Source organism: Janthinobacterium sp. HH106 (assembly GCF_001758725.1).
Lineage (GTDB): Bacteria > Pseudomonadota > Gammaproteobacteria > Burkholderiales > Burkholderiaceae_D > Janthinobacterium.
This window is the reverse complement of record NZ_LRIC01000051.1, coordinates 53,303-76,855: the sequence shown is the minus strand read 5'-3', so window position 1 is coordinate 76,855 and position 23,553 is coordinate 53,303. Positions and strand designations below refer to the sequence as shown.

The window sequence follows — 23,553 nt, the reverse complement described above, 5'->3', positions numbered from 1 at the left end:
CTAGAGACGCGACGACGATGCCGGCTTCGCCACAGCGTGCGCCGGCTTGAACAGGTGGCTGATGCCCATGGTCAGCAGCGGGCCGGCCAGCGCCAGGTAGGAACTGTCGACGCCATACGGATTGCCCGCCAGGAACCAACCGATGGTGGCGACCACGGAAACGATCACGCCGACGAAGGCGCCGCGCGGCGTGCCGAATTTCGGCGCATAGAAGGCCATCAGCACCAGCACAGCCAGGGTGGCGCGCAGGGCCTTGCCGAGGAAGGCGATCATCAGCAGTTTTTCCGCATACAGCGCCAGCACCAGCGGCAGCAGGCCGGCCACGACGATGGCGATGCGCAGGAACATCAGCGATTTCGCGTCATTCTTTGCCTTGTTGTACCAGGGATCATAAAAATCCTTCATGGCCAGGGTAGCCGATGCCAGGGTGGTGGCGGAAATGCCGCCGAACAGGGCGCCGGCCAGGCCGACGATCATGATGCTGGCGGAAAACGCGGGCATGTGCGCGATCAGGGTCGGAAAGGCGTCGATCGACTTCATGCCCGGATACAACACGGCGCTGCACATGCCGATCAGGGCCGCCATCAGGCCGAACGGGATCATCAGCGAGGACACGTAATAGCAGGCGCGCTTGGCCACGGCAGGGTTGTCCGTGCTGACCAGGGCCTGGATCACGTATTGCGTGGCGAAGATGGAACCGATGCCGCCGATCATCCAGGCGATGATCTGGCCCCAGCCGATCTCGACCCAGTTGAACATCTTGGCGGGCAGCTGCGCCTGCAGCGCGCCGATGCCGCCGGAGGCTTCCAGCGCATACGCCAGCGCCAGGATCACGCCCAGGTATTTGACGATGGAGTGGGCAAAGTTCGTGTACACGACCGAGCGCATGCCGCCCAGGCTGACATAGATCACGGTGATGGCGCCCACCAGCAAGATGGCCACCGTTTTGTTGATGTGCAGCACGGCCGCCAGCACGGCGCCGCCGCTCGCATACAGGGCCACGGCAACGATGCTCAGCGCGACGATGGTGAGGATGGACGCCGCATAGCGCACGGGTTCGCCATACGTTTGCGCCAGGATGCCGGAAATCGTCGACTGCCCGCTTTCCTTGTATTTCTTGACCAGCACGATGGCCAGCAGCAAGAAGCCCAGCGACAGCGCCACCAGATTCCAGGCGGCGGAAATGCCCAGTTCATAGCCCTTCTGGGCCGTGCCGATGCTGACGGAACTGCCGATGAATTCCGACAGTAACAGCGCGCCGATCAGGTAAGCGGGATAATTGCGCCCGCCCGCCGTCATGCCCTCGGCGCTGTTGGCATGCTTGCGCACGCTGTAGGTAATGTACGACATGAGGGCGAAATAGCCCACCGTGATCGCAGCGATGATGATCAATCTGTTTTCCATCCGTCTACTCCAAGTCTGCTTTTCTTATTATTATTTTTCAAGAAAGCTTCCCCTGCCGCATGCCGGACGAGCCGGTGGCGGTGCTCAGGGGAAAGTCAAATTCCTGCCATACCTATACGGTACAGCAAGCCTCACAACAAAAAGGTCCGCAACTGCGCCGCAAACAAGTCCGCCGCCTCGACGTTCGAGATATGCGAGGCGGGCACGCTTGCCAGGCGGGCGCCCGCGATCTGCCGCTGCAGCCAGCGCCCGTCGTCGAGTGTGGTCACGGGATCGTGCTCGCCCGCGATGATCAGGGTGGGCACGCTGATCGTGCCGACGCCGGCGTGCAAGTCCGTCTGGGCCAGCACGTCGCAGCAGGCCGCGTAGCCGCCGGCATCCTGGCTGCGCAAAATGCCGACCAGGCGCGCCACCGTGTCCGCTTCACGCGCGATAAACTGGGGCGTGAACCAGCGCGCGGCGGCGCCATCGGCCACCGCGGCCATGCCGTCGCGGCGCACCTGTTCCGCCCGCAGCTGCCACGGCGCGGCGCCGCCGATGCGCGCCGCCGTATTTGCCAGCACCAGCCGCGTCAAGCGCCGCGGCTGGTGTATGCCCAGCCACTGGCCAATCAAGCCGCCCATGGAAATGCCGCAGAAGGCGGCGCGCGCGATATCGAGGTGATCGAGCAGCGCCACCACGTCCAGGCCCAGGCGCCCGATGTCGAACGGCGCGCCGGCGCTGGCGGACTGGCCATGGCCGCGCGTATCGTAACGCACGACAAAAAAGTCGCCGGCCAGCGCGGCCGCCTGCGCATCCCACATGGACAGATCCGTGCCGAGGGAATTCGACAGGACGAGGCAGGGCTTGCCGCGCTCGCCATCCGTGCGGTAATGCAGGCCGATACCATCCGCTTCGCACGTTTTCCCGGCAGTGTCGTTGCCTATCTGCGTCATTGCATGTCTCCTTAGGAATCGTCGCCGCGCACCGACGAAGGATGGCGGCACAGCGGCATCACGTCGATCTGCATGTAGGGGAACAGCGGCAGCGAAGTGAGCAAATTATGCAGCTCGTCCACGCTGTCCACGTCGAAGACGCTGACATTGGCGTACTGGCCGGCGATGCGCCACAGGTGGCGCCATTTGCCCTCGTGCTGCAGGCGCTGCGCCAGTTCCTTTTCCGTTTGCTTGAGCTGCGCCGCCTGCTCGGCGGGCATGTTCAACGGCAGGTTCACGTTCATGCGTACATGGAATAACATGGTTTCTCCTTATTGGCGTTGCATGGAACGCAGCTTGTCCAGGTCGATCTCGACGCCCAGGCCAGGCCCCGTCGGCACCTGCAGCATGAAGTCGCGGTACACGAGCGGCTCGCGCAAGACTTCCTGCGTCAGCAGCAAAGGCCCGAACAATTCCGTGCCCCAGGCCAGTTCGGCAAAGGTCGAGCAGACATGGGCCGTGGCGGCCGTGCCGACGCCGCCTTCGAGCATGGTGCCGCCGTACAAGCCGACGCCGGCCAGGCGCGCCACGGTGGCCACTTCCAGCGCGGGCAGCAAGCCGCCCGACTGGGTGATTTTCACGGCAAATACGTCGGCCGCGTCGGCCTGCGCCAGCGCCAGCGCATCGGCGGGGCCGTGCAAGGCTTCGTCGGCCATGATGGCCACGTCGAAGCGCTGCTTCAGGCGCGCCAGCGCGGCGCGGTTGCCCGCCTTCACCGGTTGTTCGATCAGGTCGATGCCGCCCGCTTCCAGCGCGGCGATGCCGCGCACGGCGTCCGTCTCGCTCCAGGCCTGGTTGACGTCGACCCGCACGCTGGCCCGTTCGCCCAGCGCCCGCTTGATCTCCAGCACGTGGGCCACGTCGTCCATCACGTCGCGCAGGCCGATCTTCAGCTTGAAGATGCGGTGGCGGCGCAGGTCCAGCATTTTTTCCCCTTCGGCGATATCGCGCGCCGTGTCGCCGCTGGCCAGCACCCAGGCCACGGGCAGCGCATCGCGCACGCGGCCGCCCAGCAATTCCGACAGCGGCACGTTCAGGCGGCGTGCCTGCGCGTCGAGCAGCGCCGTCTCGATCGCGCACTTGGCGAAGCGGTTGCCCTGGATGACCTTGCGCACACGGGCCATGGCCTTGGCCACTTCGCTCGCTTCCATGCCGACCAGCAGCGGGGCGATATAGGTATCGATATTCGTCTTGATGCTTTCCGGGCTTTCGCCGCCGTAGCTCAAGCCGCCGATGGTGGTGGCCTCGCCCCAGCCCGTGATGCCGTCGGCGCAGCGCAGCCTCACCAGCACCAGGGTTTGCGTATTCATGGTGGCGACGGACATCCGGTGCGGGCGAATGGTTGGCACATCGACCAGGTAGGTCTCGATATTTTGAATCATATTTATTCCGTATAATTCTGTGGAGTGGTGACACGATATTCCCCGAATGCCCCCACGTCCAACACCGAGTTGGTATCAAACCTATACCTGAAAGGTATGAAGATGGAATTACGGCACTTGCGCTACTTCGTTGCGGTCGCAGAGGAAAGGAACTTCACGCGGGCCGCCGCGCGCCTGCATATCGCGCAGCCGCCGCTGAGCCGACAGATGCAGCAGCTGGAAGAAACGCTGGGCGTGGCGCTGATCGAAAAAGGTTCGCGGCCCTTGCGGCTGACGGAAGCGGGCGAGTTTTTCCTCGCCCATGCACGGCCCCTGCTCGACCAGGTGCGCGACCTGCAGGCGATGACGCAGCGCGTGGGCAAGCTGGAACGCACCCTGTCGATCGGCTTCGTCGCCTCGACGCTGTATGGGGAATTGCCCGACATCGTGCACCGCTTTTGCGAACGCCATCCCGAGGTCGACGTGACCCTGCATGAAATGACGACGGTGCAGCAGTTGAAGGCCCTGAAGGAAGGCCGCATCGACGTGGGTTTCGGACGCTTGAAAAGCGAGGACCCCAGCATCCGCCGCATCCTGCTGCGCGAAGAGCGGCTCGTGGTGGCCCTGCCGCCCGGCCACCGGCTGGCCAAGGGTGAAGGCGGCTTGCGCCTGACAGACCTGATCCACGAGACCCTGCTCGTGTATCCGAAAGCGCCGCGCCCCAGCTTTGCCGACCAGGTGCTGGCCATGTTCAGCGAAGGCAATGTCACACCCGGTCCCGTCACGGAAGTGCGCGAGCTGCAGATTTCCATGGGACTGGTGGCGGCCGGCCAGGGCATTTCCATCGTGCCCGAAAGCGTGCAGGCCATGCATCACCGGAACGTCGTGTACCGCAAGCTGGACGACAAGCATGCGTTCTCGCCCATTTTATTCAGCATGCGGCATATGGACCGCTCGCCGGAACTGGAAAACCTTCTCGCTGCCGTGTACTCGATCTACGATGAACACGGCATCGCGCACGTCAAGGAAAGCCTGTAGCCCTCACTTTGACAGCGGTGCATCGGCCAGCAATGCCGGGCGCAGCGCGCGGATGCGCAGCTCCGTGAAATAGCCGCCCGCCTCGTTGTAGCGCAGGTAGTGGCGGCCGCAGTTCAGGCAGCGGGCCACCTGGCTCAGGTTCGCGGGATAAAAGCGCGGCGCGATGGGCGCATCGGCACTGTCGTAGCGCGTGCCGTGCGGGTGGTACTCGTCAAACGTCGGTTCCTCGTACGGATCTGCGCGCAAGGTGCCGACCTCCTCGAAACGGTCAAGTTCCAGCGACGTGGGCAGCCGCTGCCAGGCATCGAGCGGAACGGTGCAGCAACTGCATTTTTGCGTGACACCGGCCGACGCGGCGGCCAGTGCGGACAAGGCGGAAAAATCGATGAATACCATGGTTCAGCCATTACAAAGGCGCGGCGCTTGGCAACGAGCCTGGCCGCATCCCTTATTCTAGCGCAGCCACATGCGGCCGACACGCGGCCCACATTTTGCCAGCCCCAATTCCAGCAGCACCAGCATGCCGCCCGACAGGAGCAGCAGCGGCATCAGCGCGCACATGCCGGCCGCCGCCAGCCAGGCCAGCGCGGACGGCGAGGTCCAGGCGCCCGGCAGCAGCTTGGGCAAGCCCAGCGAGCCCGGCAGGCGCCGCTTGAAGAACATCACCCAGCCCGACACCAGCGAAAACAGCACGCTGGCGCCGAACAGCAGCAGCAAGGCCTGGTTCCACCAGCCGAATTCGCCGCGGTGGAACGGGATGCCGATGGCGGTGGCCTTGCCGAACGCCGTCTGCGCGTCCCACCCCGCGTAATACAGGGGCTTGCCGCTGTAGGCGTCGAACTGCAGGTCGAAGCGCAAGGTGGGCTGGCTGCGGTCGGCCATGGTGGCGCGCCACACATCGTCCTGACTGGCCGGCGCCGTCAGTTGCACGGCGATGGCGGGCGCGTGACTGCGCGCCACTTGCCACGCATCCTGCCAGTCGAGCGGAGAGCCCTCTTCGCTTGAGTGCAGGCCGCGCGGCACGGGCGGCGGCGCCTGGCCGCTGACGTCGCGCAGCGTGCGGATGCGCCCGCCCGCCTGCTGGCTCCACGTCAATCCTGTCGTCAGGATCACGACACTGACGATGCCGAGCGCCACGCCGAGAAAAGCATGCCACTGGCGCCAGCCGTTGCGGCCCTGCGCGCCCCGCTTCGGCAAGCCCGATTGCGCGCCGCGCGGCCACCACAGCACCACGCCCGTCACCAGCATCACCATCAGCCAGCTGGCGGCCAGCTCGATCATCCAGCGCCAGCCATCGTTTTGCAGCAGGCGCGAATGCAGCTTTTTCGCCCAGTTGCCGAAACGTTCGCTGCTGGCCAGGCTGCCCAGCACGCGCGCGTCATACGGATTCACGTAGACGATCACGGCTTGCGCGGGCAGGCCGAACTTCGGCTTGACCGGTGCGGCATGTCCGCCATGGCCCGCATGTTCATCGGGCGCGCCGCCGGGCGGCGCGAACGCCACCTGCACCGCGTCGTCCTGCTGAAACGGCGGCACCACGTGCTGCACCGTCCAGCCATGCGGGGCCGCCCGTTCCGCGGCCGCCACGGCGGCGTCCAGCGGCAGCATGGACGCTTGTGGCGCCACATGGTCGAGGTGCTGGTACAGCCTTGCCTCGATCTGTGGCGTGAATACATACAAAATGCCCGTCAGGGTAGCCACCAGCGCGAATGGCGAGGCGATCAGCGCGGCCCAGAAGTGGATGCGCCAGTACAGGCTTTTGCGCCGTGCCACAAGAAAAGTTGCGTCGTCCATGGCCATCCTCACAGTCCGTCATAGGTATAGGCCAGGCCCAGCATCACGCTGCGCGGCGCACCGGGCGTGTACTGGTTCTGGCTGTTCGGCGCATAGCTGCCCGTGCCCGCATAGCTGCTGCTGGCCGAATCGGCATAGCGTTTATCGGCCACATTGCGCACCTGTGCCCACGCTTCCAGGCCACGCGCGAGCCGGTAGCTGGCACGCAGGTTCAGCAGCGCGTGGCCGCCATACTCCACCGTGTTGGCGTTGTTCATCCAGTAGCGGCCCTGATGCACGGCTTCGAGGGCGATACGCGCGCCCGTCACGGGCTTGTAGCCGATCTCGAACGAGGTGATGTCGCGCGGCGCCTGCGGCATGATGCGGCCGCTGTAATCGAGGGTACTGGAGACCTGGTAGCGCAGGTAGCGGTGGCGCGCGATGGCCGTGGCGAAGCGCGCGTCGAACGACCCGCTGTCGTAGTTCAAACCCAGCTCCAGCCCTTCGCTGCGCGTGCGGCCCGCATTGCGGTTTTCGCTGTTGCCCGGCGAGAGCGTGTAGCTGACGATGGTGTCGCGCCCGTCGAGCCGGTACAGGGCCGTGTCGAGTTTCAATCGGCCCTGCAAAAAGGCCCAGCGCAAGCCCAGTTCATAGTTGTTGTAGACGGACGGCTGCAAGTCGGCAATGCCCGTCTTGCCATACAGCTGGCTCACTTCGGGCGGGGTAAAGCCCTGGCTGACGTTGGCATATGCGCTGCCCGCATGGCCGATCGCGTAGGTGGCGCCCAGCTTCGGGCTCACATGGGAAAAACTGCGCGACTCGTCGGGCGCGCCGTAGTTGACGCTGCCGCCGGGCGCCAGATTGTTATGATAGTCGTAGCGGATGGCGTCCGAGCGTCCACCCAGCACCACGCGCGTGCCCGCCAGCGGAGAAAATTCCCACTGCGCGAAGACGGCCGTGTTCAAGATGTCAGTCTGGTAGTCGCGCACGCCCTGCGGATTGCTGGCATTGGCCAGCGTGTATCGCAGATAGCGGCCCGTGGCCGCATCGCGCACGATGGAGAGATTGTCGCTGACAAAGGGATTGTCGCTCTTGTCCACGTACACGCCGGCGACCAGGCGCGAACGCAGCCACGCGAATTCCTGCTGGTGTTTCACATCCAGCCCCAGCGAATCGACATGGTTGTTGTTGATGACGCCCTTGCACAGCATGCCCGCGCAGCTGCCGATGGAATACGCGGGAAGCTGCCCATGGTCGTTCTTGCGCGTAAACACGGTGACGGTGCTCGTGCCATTGGCCGTCGTCGCGCCCTCCCATGCCAGGTTCATGCGCGTGGTCTTGTCCTTGCGGTAGGTAAACGTATTCAGGCTCTTGCCGGGATTGCTGCGGTAATCGTTCTCGAACAGGCTGCCCGTCATGGCCGCATCGAGATCCGTGTGCACGAGGGTGGCGCGCAGCTGCGACGCGGGGCCGAGCGCATAGTCGGCGCGCAGCGAGAACGAATCCTTGTCGCCATAGCTGTACTCTTGCCAGTTGTCGCGCGAACGGCGCGAACTGTAATGGGAAAAGCGCAGTCCCAGCGGCCCCCAGGTATCGCTGGCGGCCGTGTCGTAGCGGGTGAAACCGCCCACGTTGTCGCGCCGCACGCCCGCGCTTGCCGTCGGCGTGGCGCTGGCGCCGGCCGTGAGGAAATTCACGGCACCGCCGACGGCATTGCTGCCGTACAGCGACGAGGCGGCGCCCTTCACCACTTCCACGCCGCTGGCGCCCGCCATGTTCATCTCGTTGAGCGAGTTGTGGTTGAAGACGCCCAGCGGGCGGATGGGTATGCCGTCTTCCAGGTACTGGTAGACGGCATTCGTGCCGATGGGCTGGCGGATGCTCATGCTGTGCTGCTCGTTGCCCAGGTCATTCCAGTACACGCCGGCGATGCGGTTGAGGATATCGCCCATGGTCCTGGGCTTGTCGCGCTCCAGGGTTTTGGCATTGACGACGCCGATCGCCTGCGGCGTCTCGGACAGCCACGATTGCGCGCGCGAGCCGGAAACGACGACCGTGTCGATGGCGTGTTCAAGTTGCTGCGCCTGCGCGCAGGGATAGGCCAGGGCGATGGCTGCCGCCAGCATCAATAATTTCTTGTTCATGTGATTCTCGTTTAAGTGTGCGGATGCGGGGCGTCACACCGCAAGGTGGACAGTGCCAGCATTGAAAATGCAAAAACTTAAATGAGACCGGGCGGCGCGCGCGACTGCGCGGTGGACCAGATGAACAGCGGAGATGGGGACTGGTAGTACAGGGCCGGGAAGATGGCCGTGCCGCTGGCCACAAGCAGCGGCAGCACTGGACTGGCCGGCGGCAGGCCGACGGAACCCGCATGCGTGGAACAGAAGGCGCAATGCTCCATCTGCATGGCCTTGCCGCCGGACTTGCCATCGGCGGCGCCGTCATCGGCCTGATCAAGCTGCACAAAACGGATGCCGGCCACCGAGCAGATTTCCGCCCAGCCGGAGCCGGATTCCTGTTTGGCGTTGGCGACGGCCTGGGAAATCGATGGCGCGAGCGCCGCCAGCAGGATCGCGAAACAGGCGATCCAGGCGGCAAAGCGGCGCGTGAACAAGGTCATTCCCATGGCCGCATTTTACCAGCGGCCGCCGGGACTGGGTAGCGGAAAGCGGCTCAGGCGGCCGGACAGGCGGCGCTGCCGTTGTCAAAAGCACGCACGACGCTGGCCACATCGGCGGCGATGCGGTTCACGGCGCGGCGGTGACCGAGCACCAGTTCATCATAGCCGGCGCCCACCTTTTCATTGGCGATCGTACGGCAAGTGACCACCTTGCTGCTGGCCAGCTGGCGCACGCTCCACACGGCATCGATCAGCGCATACTGGCCCATCACGGACTCGAAACGCTGCACGTTGGTGCTGATGCGGTACACGGGCAGATTGTCCGGATGCGGCGTGCGGAACACGTCGATGGCGCCCAGGTCGTTCGTCACGGCCGTCGACAGGGCCTGTCCGATCTCGCCGGCCAGCGGCCCCGCCCAGCGCTGCTGCTCCAGCAATTCGATGCGGCCCGACGGCGCCGTCACGACAAACTGGTTGCGGCTCACCTGCTGCGGCACGCTGACGGCCAGCACCTCGACATAGTATTTCACGGGCTTGGCCGGCTGCGCGTCGGCGCCGCCGCTGAGCGTATAGAAATGCTCGGGCTGGGGCGTGGAGCAGGCGCCCAGCAGGCTGGCCGCCAGCAGCGCGGAAAACATCGGCTTCATCATTTTTTTTCATCTCCTTTTTTACCGCGGATCAGGGACTCGGGATGGCGTTCCAGGTAATCCGACAGGGCATTGAGCGATTGCAGGGTCTGCGTCAGCTGCTGCAAGGCCTGGCGCACGTCCGACTGCAGCGGCGAATCCTTTTGCAGCACCTGTTCGGCCGTGCCGAACGTCTGTTTCGCCGCCGTCAGCGTATCGCGCATTTCCGGCACCACCTGGCCATCGAGCTGCTTGAACAGGGTATTGGCCTGCCTGATCGTGGCGTTGAGGTTGTTGCCGATCTCCACATACGGTACCTGATCGAGCTTGCGGGCGATGCTGGCGATCTGCGTCTGCAATTCATCGAGGGTGTTCGGCACGGTCGGCACTTCCAGCGGATACCTGTTCGGATCGAGCGCCACCTTCGGCGCTTTCGGGAAGAAGTCCAGCGCGATATACAACTGGCTGGTCAGCAGGTTGCCCGTGCGTAGCTGCGCGCGCAAGCCGCGGCTGACCATGCGTTCGAGCAGCTGGTGGCCGGCCGAGCCTTCCTCATCGTCGACGGCGGCCTTGAAGCGCATGCCCAGGCGGGCCGGGTACAGGTTGACGGTGACGGGCATGCGGAAGTTCTTCTTCACGGGATCGAACTCGATGCTGACCGAACGCACCTCGCCCAGCACGATGCCGCGGAAATCGACCGTGGCGCCGGGCTGCAAACCGCGCAGGGACTGGTCGAAATAGAACACGGTGGTGATCGCCTCGCCATCGGGCTCGCGCATGGCGCTCGCCTCGTCGGCCGCCAGGCGGTAATTGGTGCCGGCCGGTGCCGGTTCGACGGGCTTGCGGCCGTTTTCCGCCTCGAAGGCGATGCCGCCCACCAGCATGGCCGCCAGCGATTGCGTATTCAATTTGAAGCCGTTGGAATCGAGGCGCACGTCAACGCCGCTGGCATGCCACCAGCGCGCATCCTTGCCGACGAACTGGTCGTACGGCGCATTCACGAAGACCGACATGGTGATGCCGTTGCCATCCTTGTCCAGCGCGAAGCTGACCACCTTGCCCACCCTCAGGCGGTGGAAGAACAGGGGCGAGCCCACGTCGACGGAGCCGAGGCTGTCCGCATGCAGGGTGTACAGCTTGCCCTTCTGGTCCCCTGCCACGGCGGGCGGACTCTCCATGCCGATGAAGCTCTCCTTCTTCTGCTCCGACTTGCCCGTGTCGACGCCGATGTAGGCGCCCGACAGCAAGGTGCCCAGGCCCGTCACGCCGCTGGCGCCGATCTGCGGGCGCACCACCCAGAAGCGCGAATCGGCGGTGGCGAAACGGCGCGCTTCCTTGCTCATGTCGATCGTCACGAGGACCTTGCTCAAGTCGTCGCCCAGGGTGATGGCGCGCACCTGGCCGATGTCGACATCCTTGTATTTGACCTTGGTCTTGCCCGGCTCCAGGCCTTCGGCGCTCTTGAAGCTGACCGTCACCGTGGGTCCCTGGTCGAGGATGGACTTGGCGGCCAGGCCGGCGCCGATCAGCGCTGCCAGCAGCGGAATGAGCCATACCAGCGACGGCAGCCAGCGGCTGCCCTGTTCCACATCGGGTTCCGGTAACGGGGGGACGCCCTGGCCACCCGTTTCGGCAAGGCCGCCCGCTTCTTTGTCAGACATGCTGTTCTCCAATCACTGTATTGTTTCCGGTATTTGCCACCACCACGGGTTCTTCCTCGCCAGGCACCTGCCCGTCGACGGGGTCCCAGATCAGGCGCGGGTCGAACTGCATCGCCGCCAGCATGGTCAGCACCACCACGGCGCCAAAGGCCAGCGCGCCCGGTCCCGCCGTGATCACGGCCAGCGACTTGAAGCGCACCAGCGCCACCGTCAGGGTGACGACAAAGATGTCGAGCATGGACCAGCGGCCGATGAATTCGACCATGCGGTACAAGATGGTGCGCTGGCGCGGCCGCCAGCGCGAACGCCGCTGCGCCGTGAACGCCAGCAGCGCCAGCACGCCCAGCTTGAGCATGGGCACGACCACGCTGGCGATGAAAATGATGATGGCCAGGCCCTTCGAGCCGCTGGTCCAGAACAGCACCACGCCGCTCATGATGGTGTCGTCCTGCGTGCCGAACAGCGATTGCGTGACCATCACGGGCAGCAGGTTGGCGGGAATGTAGAGGATCATGGCGGCGATCAGCAAGGCCCAGGTGCGGTTGATGCTGTCCGGCTTGCGCACGTGCAGGGCCGTGCCGCAGCGCACGCACGCCAGGTGCCTGCCCTTGCCCGCAGGCGGCGCCACCAGGCCGCAGGCATGGCAGGGCACCACCTTTTCACCGGGCGCGAAAGCCTTGTAGCGGATGCCGGGCAGCGCTTGCCGGGTCAGGTCGTCGCCCAGGTTCCACAGGGCCTTGGGGTCGAACGAGACGACGATGGCCAGCAGCACGGTGAGCGCGCCAAACGCGAACAAGCCCGGTTGCGGCAGCACCGTGGCCAGGCTGGTCATCTTGACAACGGTGATCAGGATGCCGATCATCAGCACCTCCGTCATGCCCCATTCGCGCGCCGTCTGCACGGCGCGCAGCACGCGGTTAAAGCCCGGCACCTTGACGCCGCCGCGCAGGCCCAGCGCCACATACAGCAGCGAGCCGAGTTCGATGGCGGGAAAGAGGATGGTAAACAGGAAGACCATCGTCGCCACGATGTGCATCTGCTCGTACCACAGCACGCGGATGGAGCCGAGCAAGGTGGCGCTGGAAGTGAGGCCATTGACGTCAAGTTCGACGATGGGGAAAAACTGGGCGATCAGGAAGACAAAGGCGGCGCCCAGGGTGAGCGCTACCACCTTGCTCAATTCGGCCGAGGCGCCCCGCGCGTGAGCGCCGCGGTACAGCACCGAGCGGCAACGGATGCAGCGCGCCTTTTCGCGGGGGCGCAGCGGACGTTTGCGGTACAGCACGCCGCAGTCATGACAGCTAATCAGGTCGTATCGGTGCACAGTGTGAAGTTTGCCGGCGCCCGCAGCGCGACTATTCCATGTCAATGCCAGCCATCATGACAGAATTGGCATTTTCCTGCACTACGGCACTATTCTTTTCCACTCCCCCGCAACAACGCCTCCACGGCGCGGCCGATCTGCAGCACCGTATCGTCGGCGCCGGCCAGGCCGCAGATGCCCAGCCCCACGGGCAGCTCGCCGTCGGCATGGCAAGGCAGCGACAGCGCGCAGCCGTCGAGGAAGTTGATGACGCTGGCGTTGCGCAGCACCAGGCCGTTCGTGGCAAAGAAGGTGGCGTCGTCCGCTTCCAGCGGCGCGACCTGCGGCGCCAGAATGGCCACGCTGGGCATCAGCCAGGCGTCGAACGGCGCCAGGCGCTGCCGCGCAATGGCGATCAGGCGCGCGCGCGCATCGAGCAAGTCGATGTAGTCAAACGCGCCCTGCTGCTGGCCGCGGCGGATGCGCGCCGCCACGCGCTGGTCGTACTGCGCGCCCTTCTCTTCCAGTAACGCCCTGTGCCAGTGCCACGCTTCCGCCGCCACCAGGCCGCCGCCGCCATTGATGCCCGGCAGCGCCAGCAATTCGGGGAAGTCGAACTGTTCCACCAGGGCACCGGCTTGCCGCAGCTTGTCCAGCGCGGCGTCGAAAGCCTGCTGCACCTGCGGCGCCACGTGCGTACCGACGTAGTCCAGGGTAAAGCCGAAGCGCAAGCCTTTCAGTGCCGGCGCCTGCGCGCCGATATCATGGCCCGACAGCGCTGCATACAAAATGGCGCAGCAATCGACGCTGCGGGCGATGGGGCCGGCCGAATCGAGGGAGCGCGACAAGGGCACCGTGCCGGCCAGCGGCACAGTCGCCGCCGTCGGCTTGAAGCCCGTCAGGCCGCAAAAGGCCGATGGAATGCGGATCGAGCCGCCCGTATCCGTGCCCAGCGCGCCGGCCGCCATGTCCAAGGCCACGGTGACGGCGCCGCCCGAGGTGGAGCCGCCCGCCACGCGCGCGCCGTCGTGCGGATTGCGCGGCGTGCCGTAATGGGGATTCAAGCCCAGGCCGGAAAACGCGAATTCGCTCATGTTGGTGCGGCCCAGCAGAACGGCGCCGGCTGCGCGCAGGCGCGCCACGGCAAGCGCATCGGCCACGGCGGGCGGCGCGTCGGCCAGCGCCAGCGAGGCGGCACTGCTGGTTTGCCCCTTGACGTCGAACAGGTCCTTGATCGAAATGGGGATGCCGGCCAGCGGCGAAGCAATGATGCCGGCGGCGCGCGCCGCATCGCTGGCACGGGCCTCGGCCAGGGCCTGTTCGCCATCAAGGCTGACATAGGCATGGCCGCCCTGCGCCCGGTGCGCCTCGGCGCGCGCCAGCATCCGCTCGGTCAGTGCCACGCTGGTGAAGCGGCCGGCGGCCAGGTCGGCCGCCAGTTCGCGGATGGTCTTGGTCAGTTCGGTCATTCTCTTATCCTTCCACGGGCAGGGTTTGCACGGCATAGCGGTGCTGCAGGCGGCGCTGCAAGGCTGGATCATACAGCTCCAGCTCAAACGCGTCGCCATGGCCCATCTCGCCGATGACAGGCTGCGTGCCGCAGAACATGGCGCTGCCCACCGGCAGGCTGCTTTGTCCCGTGTAACGCAAAATCAGGTCTTCCGGCGACAGCATGCGCGTCACGGGGCCGTCCTGGTACAGGGCCGGCACACCGGCGCGTTCGCGCCAGGAGCGCATCTGCAGCTGGTCCCAGTGGCCGGCCACGTCGGCATAACGCCACAGGGTGTCGCCCACGGGCTTGCCGCACATCTGCTTCGATACCGTCACGCCGTAGCTCTCCACCTTGCGGTCCGTGTGGTCGGAACCGATGCCCACCAGCAGGCCGTATTCCGTGGAAAACAGCACGAATTCCGCTTCGCCCGACGAGTCGCCGCCCGGCACTTCGATGGCCGCGTCGCTCGACAGCAGCGCCGCCGCCACGCGGTAAAACGTCGGCACGCTTTTCGGACGCGCCACGCCGATCGCTTCCAGCTCGGCGATATGATGTTCCACCATCGCCATGTCGCGGCCTGTCCAGCCGGCGATGATCAAGTTATCGATGTCGAAGGTGACGGGACCGTGGCCGGCCAGTTGAAAATGCAATGTCGTCATGATTTTATTCCTCCAGGGGGCCGCGGCCCGTTTCGCGTGCGGCAAACACTGCCGCGCCGGTGATCAGCAAGGCCGCCGCCACGTACAGCGAGACGGCCACGGTGCTGTTGTACGAGCGGTACAGGCTGGCGATGACGAGCGGCGCGAAGCCGCCGCCGATGACGCCGGCCAGGGTATAGGCCAGCGAGGAACCCGCATAGCGCACCTTGGTCGGGAATTGCTCGATGACGAAGGCCGCTTGCGGGCCATACATGATGGCGTGGATCACCAGGCCCACGACGACGGCCGTGACGATGGCGGCCGGGCTGGCCGTGTCTAACAAGGTGAAGAAGGCAAACGCCCACACGAGGCCCAGCGCTGCGCCCAGCGCATACACGGGGCGGCGGCCGATCTTGTCCGACAGCGCGCCAAACAGCGGCACCGACAGCGCATTGCAAGCCGTGCCGATCATGATGGCGGTGAGCGCCAGGGTCGACGACAGATGCAGCACCGTCGTCACATACGTCAGGGTGAACACCACCACCAGCGCATACAGCACGTCCGAGCCGATGCGCACGCCGCCGGCGATCAGCAGACGGCGCCAGTAGAGGCGCAGCACGTCGCCGATCGGCGCTTCGGCCTTGGCATCCTGCTGGTCGAGTTCCTTGAACAGCGGGGTTTCCTCGATGCCGCTGCGTATCCACATGCCAAACGCCACCAGCAGCAGGCTGGCGATGAACGGCATGCGCCAGCCCCAGTCCATGAACGCTTCATGCGGCAGCAGATAGGTGATCAGACCGATGCAGCCCGTCGCCAGCAAGGTGCCGAACGACGGCCCCACCTGCGTCCACGAGGCGTTGCGGCCCCGCTTGTCCGGCGCACCGTGTTCGACGGAGATCAGCACGGCACCGGCCCATTCGCCGCCCAAAGCGATGCCCTGCACGAAACGCAGCGCCACCAGCAGGATGGGACTCCAGATGCCGGCCGTCGCGTACGTGGGCAGGAGGCCCATCAGGCCCGTCGTCACGCCCATCAGCATCAGGGTCACCACGAGCACCCAGCGGCGTCCCAGCTTGTCGCCCAAATGGCCGAAGATCACGCCGCCGATGGGGCGCGAGATATAGCCGACGGCATACGTGGAAAAGGCCAGGATGGTGCCCGTCAGCGGATCGAACGAGGGAAAGAACAGGTGATTGAAAATCAGCGCGGCCATGGTGTTGTAGACGGTGAAGTCATACCATTCCAGGGTCGTGCCGACCATGCTGGCCGTGGCCAGGCGGCCCGTCTTGGCCGTCGTGGCCTTCTCGCCCGGTGCCTGGGCTGCCGGATGCGCGGCGTTCGTATATGTGGTCATTGCCTACCTCTCTCGTCAGTTTTATTGCAGGCCCGGCGCAGGATGCTTTGCCCTGCGCCGTGGCCCGTGTCTCGTGTTATCAGTGCCGGCAAGATACGCTTGCGGCGCGTCAGGCAGCGTGCAGGTCGGCCTCGCGCAGCTGCCAGGACAGCTGCAGGATGGCTGCCTGTTCGGCGTCCAGGCCCAGCGCCGCGCTGGCGGCATTCGCGGCCGCCATGGCGGCGCTTTCGGACGATGCGTCGATCAGGAAGATCGGATCGAGCACGCGGGCCTCCGTCCGTTCCGCCGGCAGGGGGCCGGACAGGCTGGCGTCGGGCGTGAGCAAGCGCGTGGCAATGACGCCGTCGATCTGCAGCAGCGTCGTTCCCAGCGTGGCCAAGCCGGCCACCGCTTGCGCATCCTGGCCGATGGCTGATGCACCCAGGCGCAGCACGGCCAGCCAGGCACCCGTGCCCATGCCCGTTTCCGCCTCGATGGCGCAGACACGGCGCATCGGATCGACCATGCGCTGCAGGTTCGTCAGCGACCATGGCGTCTGCTGGCCGAAAGCCTTGAAGTAGTCGGGCGTCTGGAAGGCGGCGAGCGAACGGGTGCGGTACAGGCCCAGGTATTTGCGGGGGCCGCGCACGCTCTGGTAGCGCGTGCCGCTGACGAAGCCGGGAATGCGCACGCGCTCTTCCACGTGCTCGCGGTCATACCAGCGGTTGAAATCAAGCTCGTGTTCCGGGTCGGCGCTGGTCCAGACGAACAGGATGCCGGGCAAGGTGGTGGTGGACGTCGTCATGAGGGTTCCGTTTGCGTTGTAAGTGGAGTGCCAACCCAGAATAGGTGGCACGCCATCACTTGGCAAACGGGTTATTCTGAACGCGACTGATAAGTTTTTCTTGTGGGTCGCGTTGGGGACGGGCCAACAATGTTGTCGGATTACGCGCCGGGGCGCTAATCCGACCTACGCCGTGATATCACCCGGCACCATATTCCTCGCCCAGCGCCAGCGTGAACCTGGCCGCCTCCTCGCACGCCAGCATGGCGACCAATTGAATCGCTTCCGTCGTGATGTCTTCGCTGTAACTGATGACGATGCGCTGCGGCGCCAGGCTGCTGGTGCAGGGAATCAGGGCGATGTAGCCCTGCTCGATTTCCTCGCGCAGGGGCGCCAGCGGCAGCACGGCGATGCCGAAGCCCGCTTTGACCAGGCGCACGATGGCGGAGATCGAGCTGACGCAATGGACGCGCCCCAGCTGCACGCCCTCGTCCTGGCACAGCGCCTTCAATGCTGAATGCGGCTGCGAGCCGCGGTTCATGGTGATGATCGGATGCTGCGCCAGTTGCGCCACCGTGAACGGCACGCCCGTATCGGGCCAGTCGGCGGCCCTGCCGGCCCAGCCCATGGCGATGGCGCCGCTGCCCGTGCTGCGGATATGGTCGCCCGTCAGCATGTCCGTCTGCAGCGCGATATCGAGCTCGCCCTGCTGCAGCTGTTCGTGCAGGCGGCGCGTCGATTCCGACGTCAACTGAATCTCGATACCCGGATAGCGCTCCTGCACGCGCTGCAGGAACGGGATTAACCAGGTATGCACAATGGTTTCGATGACGCCGATGCGCACTTCACCCGTGATCTGCGCAGGCGAGGAATTGGCCGCATACATGTCGCGGCACAGTTCCAGCATGCGCTCGGCGTACACGAGCAGATTGCGCCCGGCAAAAGTCAGGCGGATGTCACGCGCGTCGCGGTCGAACAGACGCGTGCCGAAGTCCTGCTCCAGCGAGGCGATGCGGTTCGAGATGGCCGCCTGCGTGATGTGCAGCTTGTCGGCCGCCGTGCGAAAGCTGCCCAGCCGCGCAGCCCAGACAAACGCTTCGAGAAAACGGGTATTCAATGGGGCTCTTCTTCACAGGTTGAGTGTCCGCCCCATTGTAAGCCAAAGCGCCCGGTCTATTTCTCGCCCAGGAAGTCGAGCAAGGTCAAGGCGACGATCTTGCTGGCCTTGCGCAAATCGTCCAGCGCCAGACGCTCGTCGGCCTTCTTCGCGTTCGACTCGGGCACCGTGCGCGGGCCGGCGCCATACAGCACGGCAGGAATGCCCCGCTCGCCATACAGGCGCGCATCCGCATACAGCGGCGTGCCGACGGCGGGAATGGTCTCGCCCAGAATCGCTTGCGCGTTTTTCTGCAGGCTGCCGACCAGCTGTTCGGAACCGGGCAAGGGCCGCAGCGCGTGCGACAGCAGCAGGCGGCGGATCTCGATGCGGATGCCCGGCTCGCCGCGCACGGCGTCCTCGATCAGCACGCGCACCTGCGCTTCCACCGCCACCGGATCTTCTTCGGGAATCATGCGGCGGTCCATCTTCATGACGACCTTGCCCGGCACCACATTGGTATTCGTGCCGCCGTCGATGCGGCCCACCAGCATGGTGGGCGAGTCGATGCCGGCCACTTTCGATTTGATCTTTTTCAGTTCCGGCAGCTGGCCGTAAATGGCGTTGAGGATCTTGTTGGCCGCCTGCAGCGCATCGTGGCCCGTCTCCGGCATCGAGCCGTGGCCCGACTTGCCGTGCACGGTGATTTCCAGCTGCAGGCAGGCGTTGTGCGCCGTGACGATGCCGTAGCTGAAACCGGCGGCGATGACGAAATCGGGCTTCGTCAGCTGCTGTTCCAGCAGCCAGCCCGGCCCCAGCAAGCCGCCGAATTCCTCGTCGTAGGTAAAATGCAGTTCCAGCTGCCCCTTCAGGGGAATGCCCAGCGCTTCGAGTGCGCGCGCGGCAAACACATAGGTGGCGAAATCGCCTTTCGAGACGGCCGTCGCGCGGCCGTAGATATAGCCGCCGTCGATCTGGCCGCCGTACGGCGGATACGTCCAGTTGTCGCCGGGCGGCACCACGTCGCCATGCGCATTCAGGGCCACGGTCGGCCCGCCTGCGCCGTATGGCCGGCGCACGATCAGGTTGGTGATGCTCTGCATGCCATACGCCTCGACCTGGTCCGCCGGCACGGCGTGCTTTTCCGCGTTCCAGCCATACGCCTGCAGCAGCTGCGCCACCAGGTCCGCGTGCGGCGCGTTATTGCCGGGCGGCGTATCCGTCGGCTGCTGCACCACCTTCTGTAAAAAGGCGACTTCTTCGTCGAAGTGCTCGTCGATCCAGGCCGTGATTTTTTCTGCGTGCGTCGTCATTTTGCTCCTTGCATGGTCTGTTGCAGCCAGGCGCCCAATTTACTGCGCTCGGCCTCCGTCATATTGGTCAGGTTCCCGATCGGCATGGCCTTCAGCTCGATGGCCTGCTTGTAGATTTGCGCCGCGTGCTGGCGGATTTGCGTCTCATTATCCAGCATCATGCCGGCCGGCGCCGTGGCGAAGCCCGGCTGCGTGGGCTGGGCCGAATGGCAGGTGGCGCAGCGCTGGGCGATGATGGCGTGCACGCTCGTGAACTGCGCCGCCGGGTCCGCCGCCGGCGCGGCCGCCAGGGCCACGGGCGCTTTCGGCGCGATGGCCACGGCAACGGCCAGCAACAGGGCAACGCCGAGAGCCGGATAACGCCACTCGACACGCCCCTTGTGGCGCAGGTTGAAGAAGTGGCGAATGAAGACGCCGGCCGCCATGATCAGCGCCAGCACCAGCCACGCGTGGTCGTTCCGGTAAGTCATCGCGTAGTGGTTGCTGATCATGATGAACAGCACGGGTAACGTAAAATAATTGTTATGCACGCTGCGCTGCTTGGCTTTCAGGCCATGTTTGGGATCGGGCAGCTTGCCGGCAGCCATGGCCTCGACCATCTTGCGCTGGCCGGGAATGATCAGCATCAGCACATTGGCCACCATGATGGTGCCGATCATGGCGCCCACGTGGATGTAGGCGGCGCGCCCGCTGAGCAAATGCGTGAGCACATAGGCGGCGCCGACGATCAGCGCGAACACCGTCACGCCGAACCACAGTTCATATTGCGCCAGCTTCGAGCGGCACAGCAGGTCGTACACGGTCCAGCCGATGACGAGGGTGGCGATGCCGATGCCGACGGCCTGGCCGCTGGAGATATCGGCCACGGCCTTGTCGATCATCATGGCCTGGGCATTGAAGTAATACGCGATGGTGAGCAGTGCAAAGCCGGACAGCCAGGTGGAATACGCTTCCCACTTGAACCAGTGCAGTTCCTTCGGCAGTTCCGCGGGCGCCACCAGGTATTTTTGCGGGTTATAGAAGCCGCCGCCATGCACGGCCCACAATTCCCCCGACACGCCCTTCTTCGCCAGCTCGGAGCCGGGCGCGGGCGGACGTATGGAATTGTCGAGCCAGACGAAATAAAAGGAAGCACCGATCCAGGCGATGCCCGTGATGACGTGCAGCCAGCGGACGATCAGGTTCAGCCACTCCAGGCCGTACGGAATCAGGTAGGCAAATACTTCCATAAATTTCCTCTAGTCAGACCGAACCCATATTCGTGCCAATCTACACAAGATAAACGGATTTACCGCCCATCACATGAAAAATATCGTATATTTGACATATTCAAATCGATATACAACAGAGCCGCCGTCACATGTCCAGCCTGCCGCAACACCTCGACCTGCACCTGATCCGCATCCTCTACCTGCTGCTGGTGGAAAAGAATGTCTCGCGCGTGGCGCTCAAGCTCAATCAGCCGCAGCCTTCGATTTCCGCCTCCTTGCGCAAGCTGCGCGAACTGACGGGCGACCCGCTGCTCGTGCGCGGCGCGCGCGGCATGGTGCCGACCCAGCATGGCGAAAGCCTGCTCAATCCGGCCAAGCGCATCCTCGACCAGACGGAAAGCCTGTTCGTCAAGAAGACGCCGTTCGTGGCGCAGGAAGAGGCGCGCACCTTCCATATCGCCGCGCCCGACTACCTGGACAGCCAGTTCCTGCCCAACGTGGTGGCCCTGCTGCGCCGCGGCTCGCCGAAAAGCCGCGTCGTGCTGCACAGCCTGGGGCCGGGCATCGACCATATCCGCCAGCTGTCCGACGGGGGCCTGGACCTGGTCATCGCCAACTGGGACGAACCGCCCGCGCACCTGCACATCTCGAAGCTGTTCGAAGACCCCATCATCTGCGCCATGCATGCGGAAAACGCCTATGCGCGCCGTACCGCCAGCGACGCCATGACGCTCGACGACTACCTGAGCCTGCCCCACGTGGCGCCGTCGCAGATGATGCCCGGCTACCACGGCGTGATCGATTCCTTCCTCGAACGGCAAAACCTGCAGCGCAACGTGGTGGTGGAGTCGGCGTATTTCGGCCTGATCCCCTACATGCTGACGCAGACGGACCTGGTGCTCACCACGGGCCGGCAATTCATGCGCTTCTATGAAAAGACCCTGCCGCTGAAAACGTACACCGTGCCCTTGAAATTCCCGCCGATGCGCTTTTACCAGCTGTGGCACCAGCGCGTGCACCAGGCGCCCGAACACAAATGGCTGCGCGACCAGGTCAGCGCAGCGGCCAAGGCGCTGGTGCAGCGATAGCCGCTATCAGCGCGCGCATATAATGGAGGCAGGAACGGGGCGCTATCATCACCGCTTGAATGATCGGAAAACCATGACCACCCTTTCAGACCTGAACGCCGGCAGCCAGGCCGATTTTATCGCGCACCTGCATGGCATCTACGAACACTCGCCCTGGATCGCCCAGCGCGCGGCTGCCGCCCGGCCGTTTGCCAGCCTGACGGCCCTCAAGACGGAGCTGCAGCGCGTGCTGGCGCAAGCCTCGCCCGAAGAGCAGCTGGGACTGATACGCGCCCACCCGGAACTGGCCGGCAAGGCCGCCATCGCCGGGCAGCTGACGGCGGAATCGACGCGCGAACAGGCCAAGTCGGGCCTGAACCTGTGCAGCCCTGATGAATTCGCCACCCTGCAGCGCCTCAACAGCGAATACAACGCCAAGTTCGGCTTTCCCTTCATCCTGGCCGTCAAGGGTCCGACGGGCGAGGGCCTGACGCGCCAGGACATCATCGCCACGTTTGCGCGCCGCCTGAAAAACCGGCGCGCCGATGAACTGGCCGAATCGCTGCGGCAGATCAAGCGCATCGCCGAACTGCGCCTGAACGACCTGTTCGACGTGCGCCTGGACTTCGGCCCCGCCATCATGCAGCAGGCGGAAACGCTGGCCGGCTGGAGCGACAGCGATTACAACCTGACCTGCGCCTATCTGACGCCGGCGCACCGCAAAACGGCCGCGCAGCTGGCCGACTGGATGCGGGACGCGGGCATGCAGGTGCACATCGACGCCGTCGGCAATGTCGTCGGCCGCTATCTGTCCGACGCACCGGGCGCGAAGACCCTGATGACGGGATCGCACTACGACACCGTGCGCAACGGCGGCAAGTACGATGGCCGCCTGGGTATCGTGCTGCCGATCGCCGTCGTGCGCCACCTGCACGAACGGGGCGAAAAGCTGCCGTTTCATTTCGAGGTCGTCGGTTTCGCCGAAGAGGAAGGCGTGCGCTTCAAGAGCACGTTTTTGGGCAGCACGGCCGTGACGGGCAAATTCGACGTGTCGCTGCTGGAGCAGCTGGATGCGGACGGCGTGAGCATGCGCGACGCGCTGGCCGCCGCCGGCCACGAGGCGAGCGCCATCGGCGCCATCGCGCGCGCTCCCGAAGACTTGCTCGGCTATGTGGAAGTGCACATCGAGCAGGGCCCCGTGCTGCTTGAGCGCGACCTGCCGCTGGGTATCGTCACGGCGATCGCCGGCAGCTCGCGCTACCTGGTCAGTCTTGGGGGCGTGGCCAGCCATGCGGGCACCACGCCCATGACCATGCGCAAGGATGCGGCCAGCGCGGCCGCGGAAATCATCCTGCTGGTGGAACGGCGCTGCAGCCAGCGCGAAGCGCTGGTGGGCACTGTGGGCCAGCTGCAGGTGCCCAACGGCTCCGTCAACGTGATCGCCGGCGCCTGCATCCTGTCGCTCGATATCCGCGCGGCCGTTGATGCCGTGCGCCAGGCTGCCGTCGACGACATTCTGGATGGCATCGCCGCCATCTGCGCGCGGCGCCAGATCGACTACCAGCTGGAACTGCTGCTGTCGGCGCGCGCGGCGCCGTGCGCGCCGTGGCTGATGGCGCAGCTGGCGCAGGCCGTGGAATCCGTCGGCATCGCACCGTATGCGCTGCTGTCGGGCGCCGGCCACGACGCCATGGCCATGGCCGCCATCACCGACGTGGCCATGCTGTTTACCCGCTGCGGCAATGGCGGCATCAGCCACAACCCGCTGGAAACCATGACGGCCGACGACGCCGACATCGCGGCGCGCGCGCTGCTGGCGTTTTTGCGCAACTTCCAGCCCAAGCCGCAGGGATAGC

The 23,553-nt window shown here is 65.2% G+C and carries 21 protein-coding genes; 3 read left to right on the top strand and 18 right to left on the bottom strand.

Going from position 1 to position 23,553, the window contains the following annotated elements:
• The 4 genes from JAB8_RS19900 to JAB8_RS19885 all read right to left on the bottom strand — a co-directional run bounded on the left by JAB8_RS19900 (window position 1) and on the right by JAB8_RS19885 (window position 3,760).
• Window positions 1-1,404, bottom strand: a complete 1,404-nt coding sequence (locus tag JAB8_RS19900; RefSeq protein WP_070291121.1) for a sodium:solute symporter family protein — start codon at window positions 1,402-1,404, stop codon at window positions 1-3.
• Window positions 1,405-1,535: 131 nt separating this feature from the next.
• Complete coding sequence (pcaD, locus tag JAB8_RS19895; RefSeq protein WP_070291120.1) at window positions 1,536-2,339, bottom strand: 3-oxoadipate enol-lactonase; 804 nt, start codon at window positions 2,337-2,339, stop codon at window positions 1,536-1,538.
• 11 nt (window positions 2,340-2,350) lie between these two features.
• Window positions 2,351-2,641 (bottom strand): muconolactone Delta-isomerase, encoded by a 291-nt coding sequence (gene catC, locus JAB8_RS19890; protein ID WP_070291119.1) that lies wholly within the window; start codon window positions 2,639-2,641, stop codon window positions 2,351-2,353.
• Window positions 2,642-2,650: 9 nt separating this feature from the next.
• Complete coding sequence (locus JAB8_RS19885; RefSeq protein ID WP_070291118.1) at window positions 2,651-3,760, bottom strand: muconate/chloromuconate family cycloisomerase; 1,110 nt, start codon at window positions 3,758-3,760, stop codon at window positions 2,651-2,653.
• 102 nt (window positions 3,761-3,862) lie between these two features.
• Between JAB8_RS19885 and JAB8_RS19880 the strand changes: the two genes are divergently transcribed.
• Window positions 3,863-4,777, top strand: a complete 915-nt coding sequence (locus JAB8_RS19880) for a LysR family transcriptional regulator (RefSeq protein ID WP_070291203.1) — start codon at window positions 3,863-3,865, stop codon at window positions 4,775-4,777.
• A 3-nt stretch (window positions 4,778-4,780) separates the two neighbouring features.
• Here the strand turns inward: JAB8_RS19880 and JAB8_RS19875 are convergent, their stop codons facing one another.
• The 14 genes from JAB8_RS19875 to JAB8_RS19810 all read right to left on the bottom strand — a co-directional run bounded on the left by JAB8_RS19875 (window position 4,781) and on the right by JAB8_RS19810 (window position 20,648).
• Window positions 4,781-5,173, bottom strand: coding sequence for a hypothetical protein (locus JAB8_RS19875; protein ID WP_070291117.1), 393 nt, complete (start codon window positions 5,171-5,173; stop codon window positions 4,781-4,783).
• Between the two features lie 57 nt (window positions 5,174-5,230).
• Window positions 5,231-6,571, bottom strand: coding sequence for a PepSY-associated TM helix domain-containing protein (locus JAB8_RS19870; RefSeq protein ID WP_070291202.1), 1,341 nt, complete (start codon window positions 6,569-6,571; stop codon window positions 5,231-5,233).
• A gap of 8 nt (window positions 6,572-6,579) precedes the next feature.
• A complete protein-coding gene (locus tag JAB8_RS19865) occupies window positions 6,580-8,694 on the bottom strand; it encodes a TonB-dependent receptor (RefSeq protein ID WP_254679554.1) in 2,115 nt (704 codons plus the stop codon).
• 77 nt (window positions 8,695-8,771) lie between these two features.
• Complete coding sequence (locus JAB8_RS19860) at window positions 8,772-9,179, bottom strand: DUF2946 domain-containing protein (RefSeq protein WP_254679553.1); 408 nt, start codon at window positions 9,177-9,179, stop codon at window positions 8,772-8,774.
• 47 nt (window positions 9,180-9,226) lie between these two features.
• Window positions 9,227-9,823 carry a PqiC family protein gene (locus JAB8_RS19855; RefSeq protein ID WP_070291115.1) on the bottom strand — a complete coding sequence of 199 codons (597 nt, stop codon included), beginning with the start codon at window positions 9,821-9,823 and terminating at the stop codon, window positions 9,227-9,229.
• Entirely contained in the window at window positions 9,820-11,460 is a 1,641-nt protein-coding gene (locus JAB8_RS19850; RefSeq protein ID WP_070291114.1) for an MlaD family protein, read from the bottom strand. The genes JAB8_RS19855 and JAB8_RS19850 overlap by 4 nt, the downstream gene beginning before the upstream one ends.
• Complete coding sequence (locus tag JAB8_RS19845; protein ID WP_070291113.1) at window positions 11,453-12,784, bottom strand: paraquat-inducible protein A; 1,332 nt, start codon at window positions 12,782-12,784, stop codon at window positions 11,453-11,455. The genes JAB8_RS19850 and JAB8_RS19845 overlap by 8 nt, the downstream gene beginning before the upstream one ends.
• Before the next feature lie 89 nt (window positions 12,785-12,873).
• Window positions 12,874-14,232 carry an amidase gene (locus JAB8_RS19840; RefSeq protein WP_070291112.1) on the bottom strand — a complete coding sequence of 453 codons (1,359 nt, stop codon included), beginning with the start codon at window positions 14,230-14,232 and terminating at the stop codon, window positions 12,874-12,876.
• Window positions 14,233-14,236: 4 nt separating this feature from the next.
• A complete protein-coding gene (locus JAB8_RS19835; RefSeq protein ID WP_070291111.1) occupies window positions 14,237-14,914 on the bottom strand; it encodes a DUF2848 domain-containing protein in 678 nt (225 codons plus the stop codon).
• A gap of 4 nt (window positions 14,915-14,918) precedes the next feature.
• The gene (locus JAB8_RS19830) at window positions 14,919-16,247 is read right to left on the bottom strand and encodes an MFS transporter (RefSeq protein WP_070291110.1); all 1,329 of its coding nucleotides are present in this window, start codon (window positions 16,245-16,247) and stop codon (window positions 14,919-14,921) included.
• A 109-nt stretch (window positions 16,248-16,356) separates the two neighbouring features.
• The gene (locus JAB8_RS19825; RefSeq protein WP_070219298.1) at window positions 16,357-17,031 is read right to left on the bottom strand and encodes a DUF4286 family protein; all 675 of its coding nucleotides are present in this window, start codon (window positions 17,029-17,031) and stop codon (window positions 16,357-16,359) included.
• A 178-nt stretch (window positions 17,032-17,209) separates the two neighbouring features.
• Entirely contained in the window at window positions 17,210-18,127 is a 918-nt protein-coding gene (locus JAB8_RS19820; RefSeq protein WP_070291109.1) for a LysR family transcriptional regulator, read from the bottom strand.
• Between the two features lie 56 nt (window positions 18,128-18,183).
• Window positions 18,184-19,419, bottom strand: a complete 1,236-nt coding sequence (locus JAB8_RS19815; RefSeq protein ID WP_070291108.1) for a M20/M25/M40 family metallo-hydrolase — start codon at window positions 19,417-19,419, stop codon at window positions 18,184-18,186.
• Complete coding sequence (locus JAB8_RS19810) at window positions 19,416-20,648, bottom strand: urate hydroxylase PuuD (RefSeq protein ID WP_070291107.1); 1,233 nt, start codon at window positions 20,646-20,648, stop codon at window positions 19,416-19,418. Before JAB8_RS19810 ends, JAB8_RS19815 begins: the two co-directional genes overlap by 4 nt.
• Window positions 20,649-20,779: 131 nt before the next feature.
• Here JAB8_RS19810 and JAB8_RS19805 point away from each other — a divergent pair, with 131 nt between their 5' ends.
• On the top strand, window positions 20,780-21,718 hold the full coding sequence (locus JAB8_RS19805) for a LysR family transcriptional regulator (protein WP_034754583.1): 939 nt from the start codon (window positions 20,780-20,782) through the stop codon (window positions 21,716-21,718).
• Between the two features lie 73 nt (window positions 21,719-21,791).
• Entirely contained in the window at window positions 21,792-23,552 is a 1,761-nt protein-coding gene (locus tag JAB8_RS19800) for an allantoate amidohydrolase (RefSeq protein ID WP_070291106.1), read from the top strand.
• The last annotated feature ends 1 nt before the right edge of the window (window position 23,553 follow it).

Bases quoted from the DNA above. Each gene is read 5' to 3' on its own strand.
- JAB8_RS19900 (WP_070291121.1), bottom strand. From the start codon at position 1,404: ATGGAAAACAGATTGATCATCATCGCTGCGATCACGGTGGGCTATTTC.
- pcaD (WP_070291120.1), bottom strand. From the start codon at position 2,339: ATGACGCAGATAGGCAACGACACTGCCGGGAAAACGTGCGAAGCGGAT.
- catC (WP_070291119.1), bottom strand. From the start codon at position 2,641: ATGTTATTCCATGTACGCATGAACGTGAACCTGCCGTTGAACATGCCC.
- JAB8_RS19885 (WP_070291118.1), bottom strand. From the start codon at position 3,760: ATGATTCAAAATATCGAGACCTACCTGGTCGATGTGCCAACCATTCGC.
- JAB8_RS19880 (WP_070291203.1), top strand. From the start codon at position 3,863: ATGGAATTACGGCACTTGCGCTACTTCGTTGCGGTCGCAGAGGAAAGG.
- JAB8_RS19875 (WP_070291117.1), bottom strand. From the start codon at position 5,173: ATGGTATTCATCGATTTTTCCGCCTTGTCCGCACTGGCCGCCGCGTCG.
- JAB8_RS19870 (WP_070291202.1), bottom strand. From the start codon at position 6,571: ATGGACGACGCAACTTTTCTTGTGGCACGGCGCAAAAGCCTGTACTGG.
- JAB8_RS19865 (WP_254679554.1), bottom strand. From the start codon at position 8,694: ATGAACAAGAAATTATTGATGCTGGCGGCAGCCATCGCCCTGGCCTAT.
- JAB8_RS19860 (WP_254679553.1), bottom strand. From the start codon at position 9,179: ATGGGAATGACCTTGTTCACGCGCCGCTTTGCCGCCTGGATCGCCTGT.
- JAB8_RS19855 (WP_070291115.1), bottom strand. From the start codon at position 9,823: ATGATGAAGCCGATGTTTTCCGCGCTGCTGGCGGCCAGCCTGCTGGGC.
- JAB8_RS19850 (WP_070291114.1), bottom strand. From the start codon at position 11,460: ATGTCTGACAAAGAAGCGGGCGGCCTTGCCGAAACGGGTGGCCAGGGC.
- JAB8_RS19840 (WP_070291112.1), bottom strand. From the start codon at position 14,232: ATGACCGAACTGACCAAGACCATCCGCGAACTGGCGGCCGACCTGGCC.
- JAB8_RS19835 (WP_070291111.1), bottom strand. From the start codon at position 14,914: ATGACGACATTGCATTTTCAACTGGCCGGCCACGGTCCCGTCACCTTC.
- JAB8_RS19830 (WP_070291110.1), bottom strand. From the start codon at position 16,247: ATGACCACATATACGAACGCCGCGCATCCGGCAGCCCAGGCACCGGGC.
- JAB8_RS19825 (WP_070219298.1), bottom strand. From the start codon at position 17,031: ATGACGACGTCCACCACCACCTTGCCCGGCATCCTGTTCGTCTGGACC.
- JAB8_RS19815 (WP_070291108.1), bottom strand. From the start codon at position 19,419: ATGACGACGCACGCAGAAAAAATCACGGCCTGGATCGACGAGCACTTC.
- JAB8_RS19810 (WP_070291107.1), bottom strand. From the start codon at position 20,648: ATGGAAGTATTTGCCTACCTGATTCCGTACGGCCTGGAGTGGCTGAAC.
- JAB8_RS19805 (WP_034754583.1), top strand. From the start codon at position 20,780: ATGTCCAGCCTGCCGCAACACCTCGACCTGCACCTGATCCGCATCCTC.
- JAB8_RS19800 (WP_070291106.1), top strand. From the start codon at position 21,792: ATGACCACCCTTTCAGACCTGAACGCCGGCAGCCAGGCCGATTTTATC.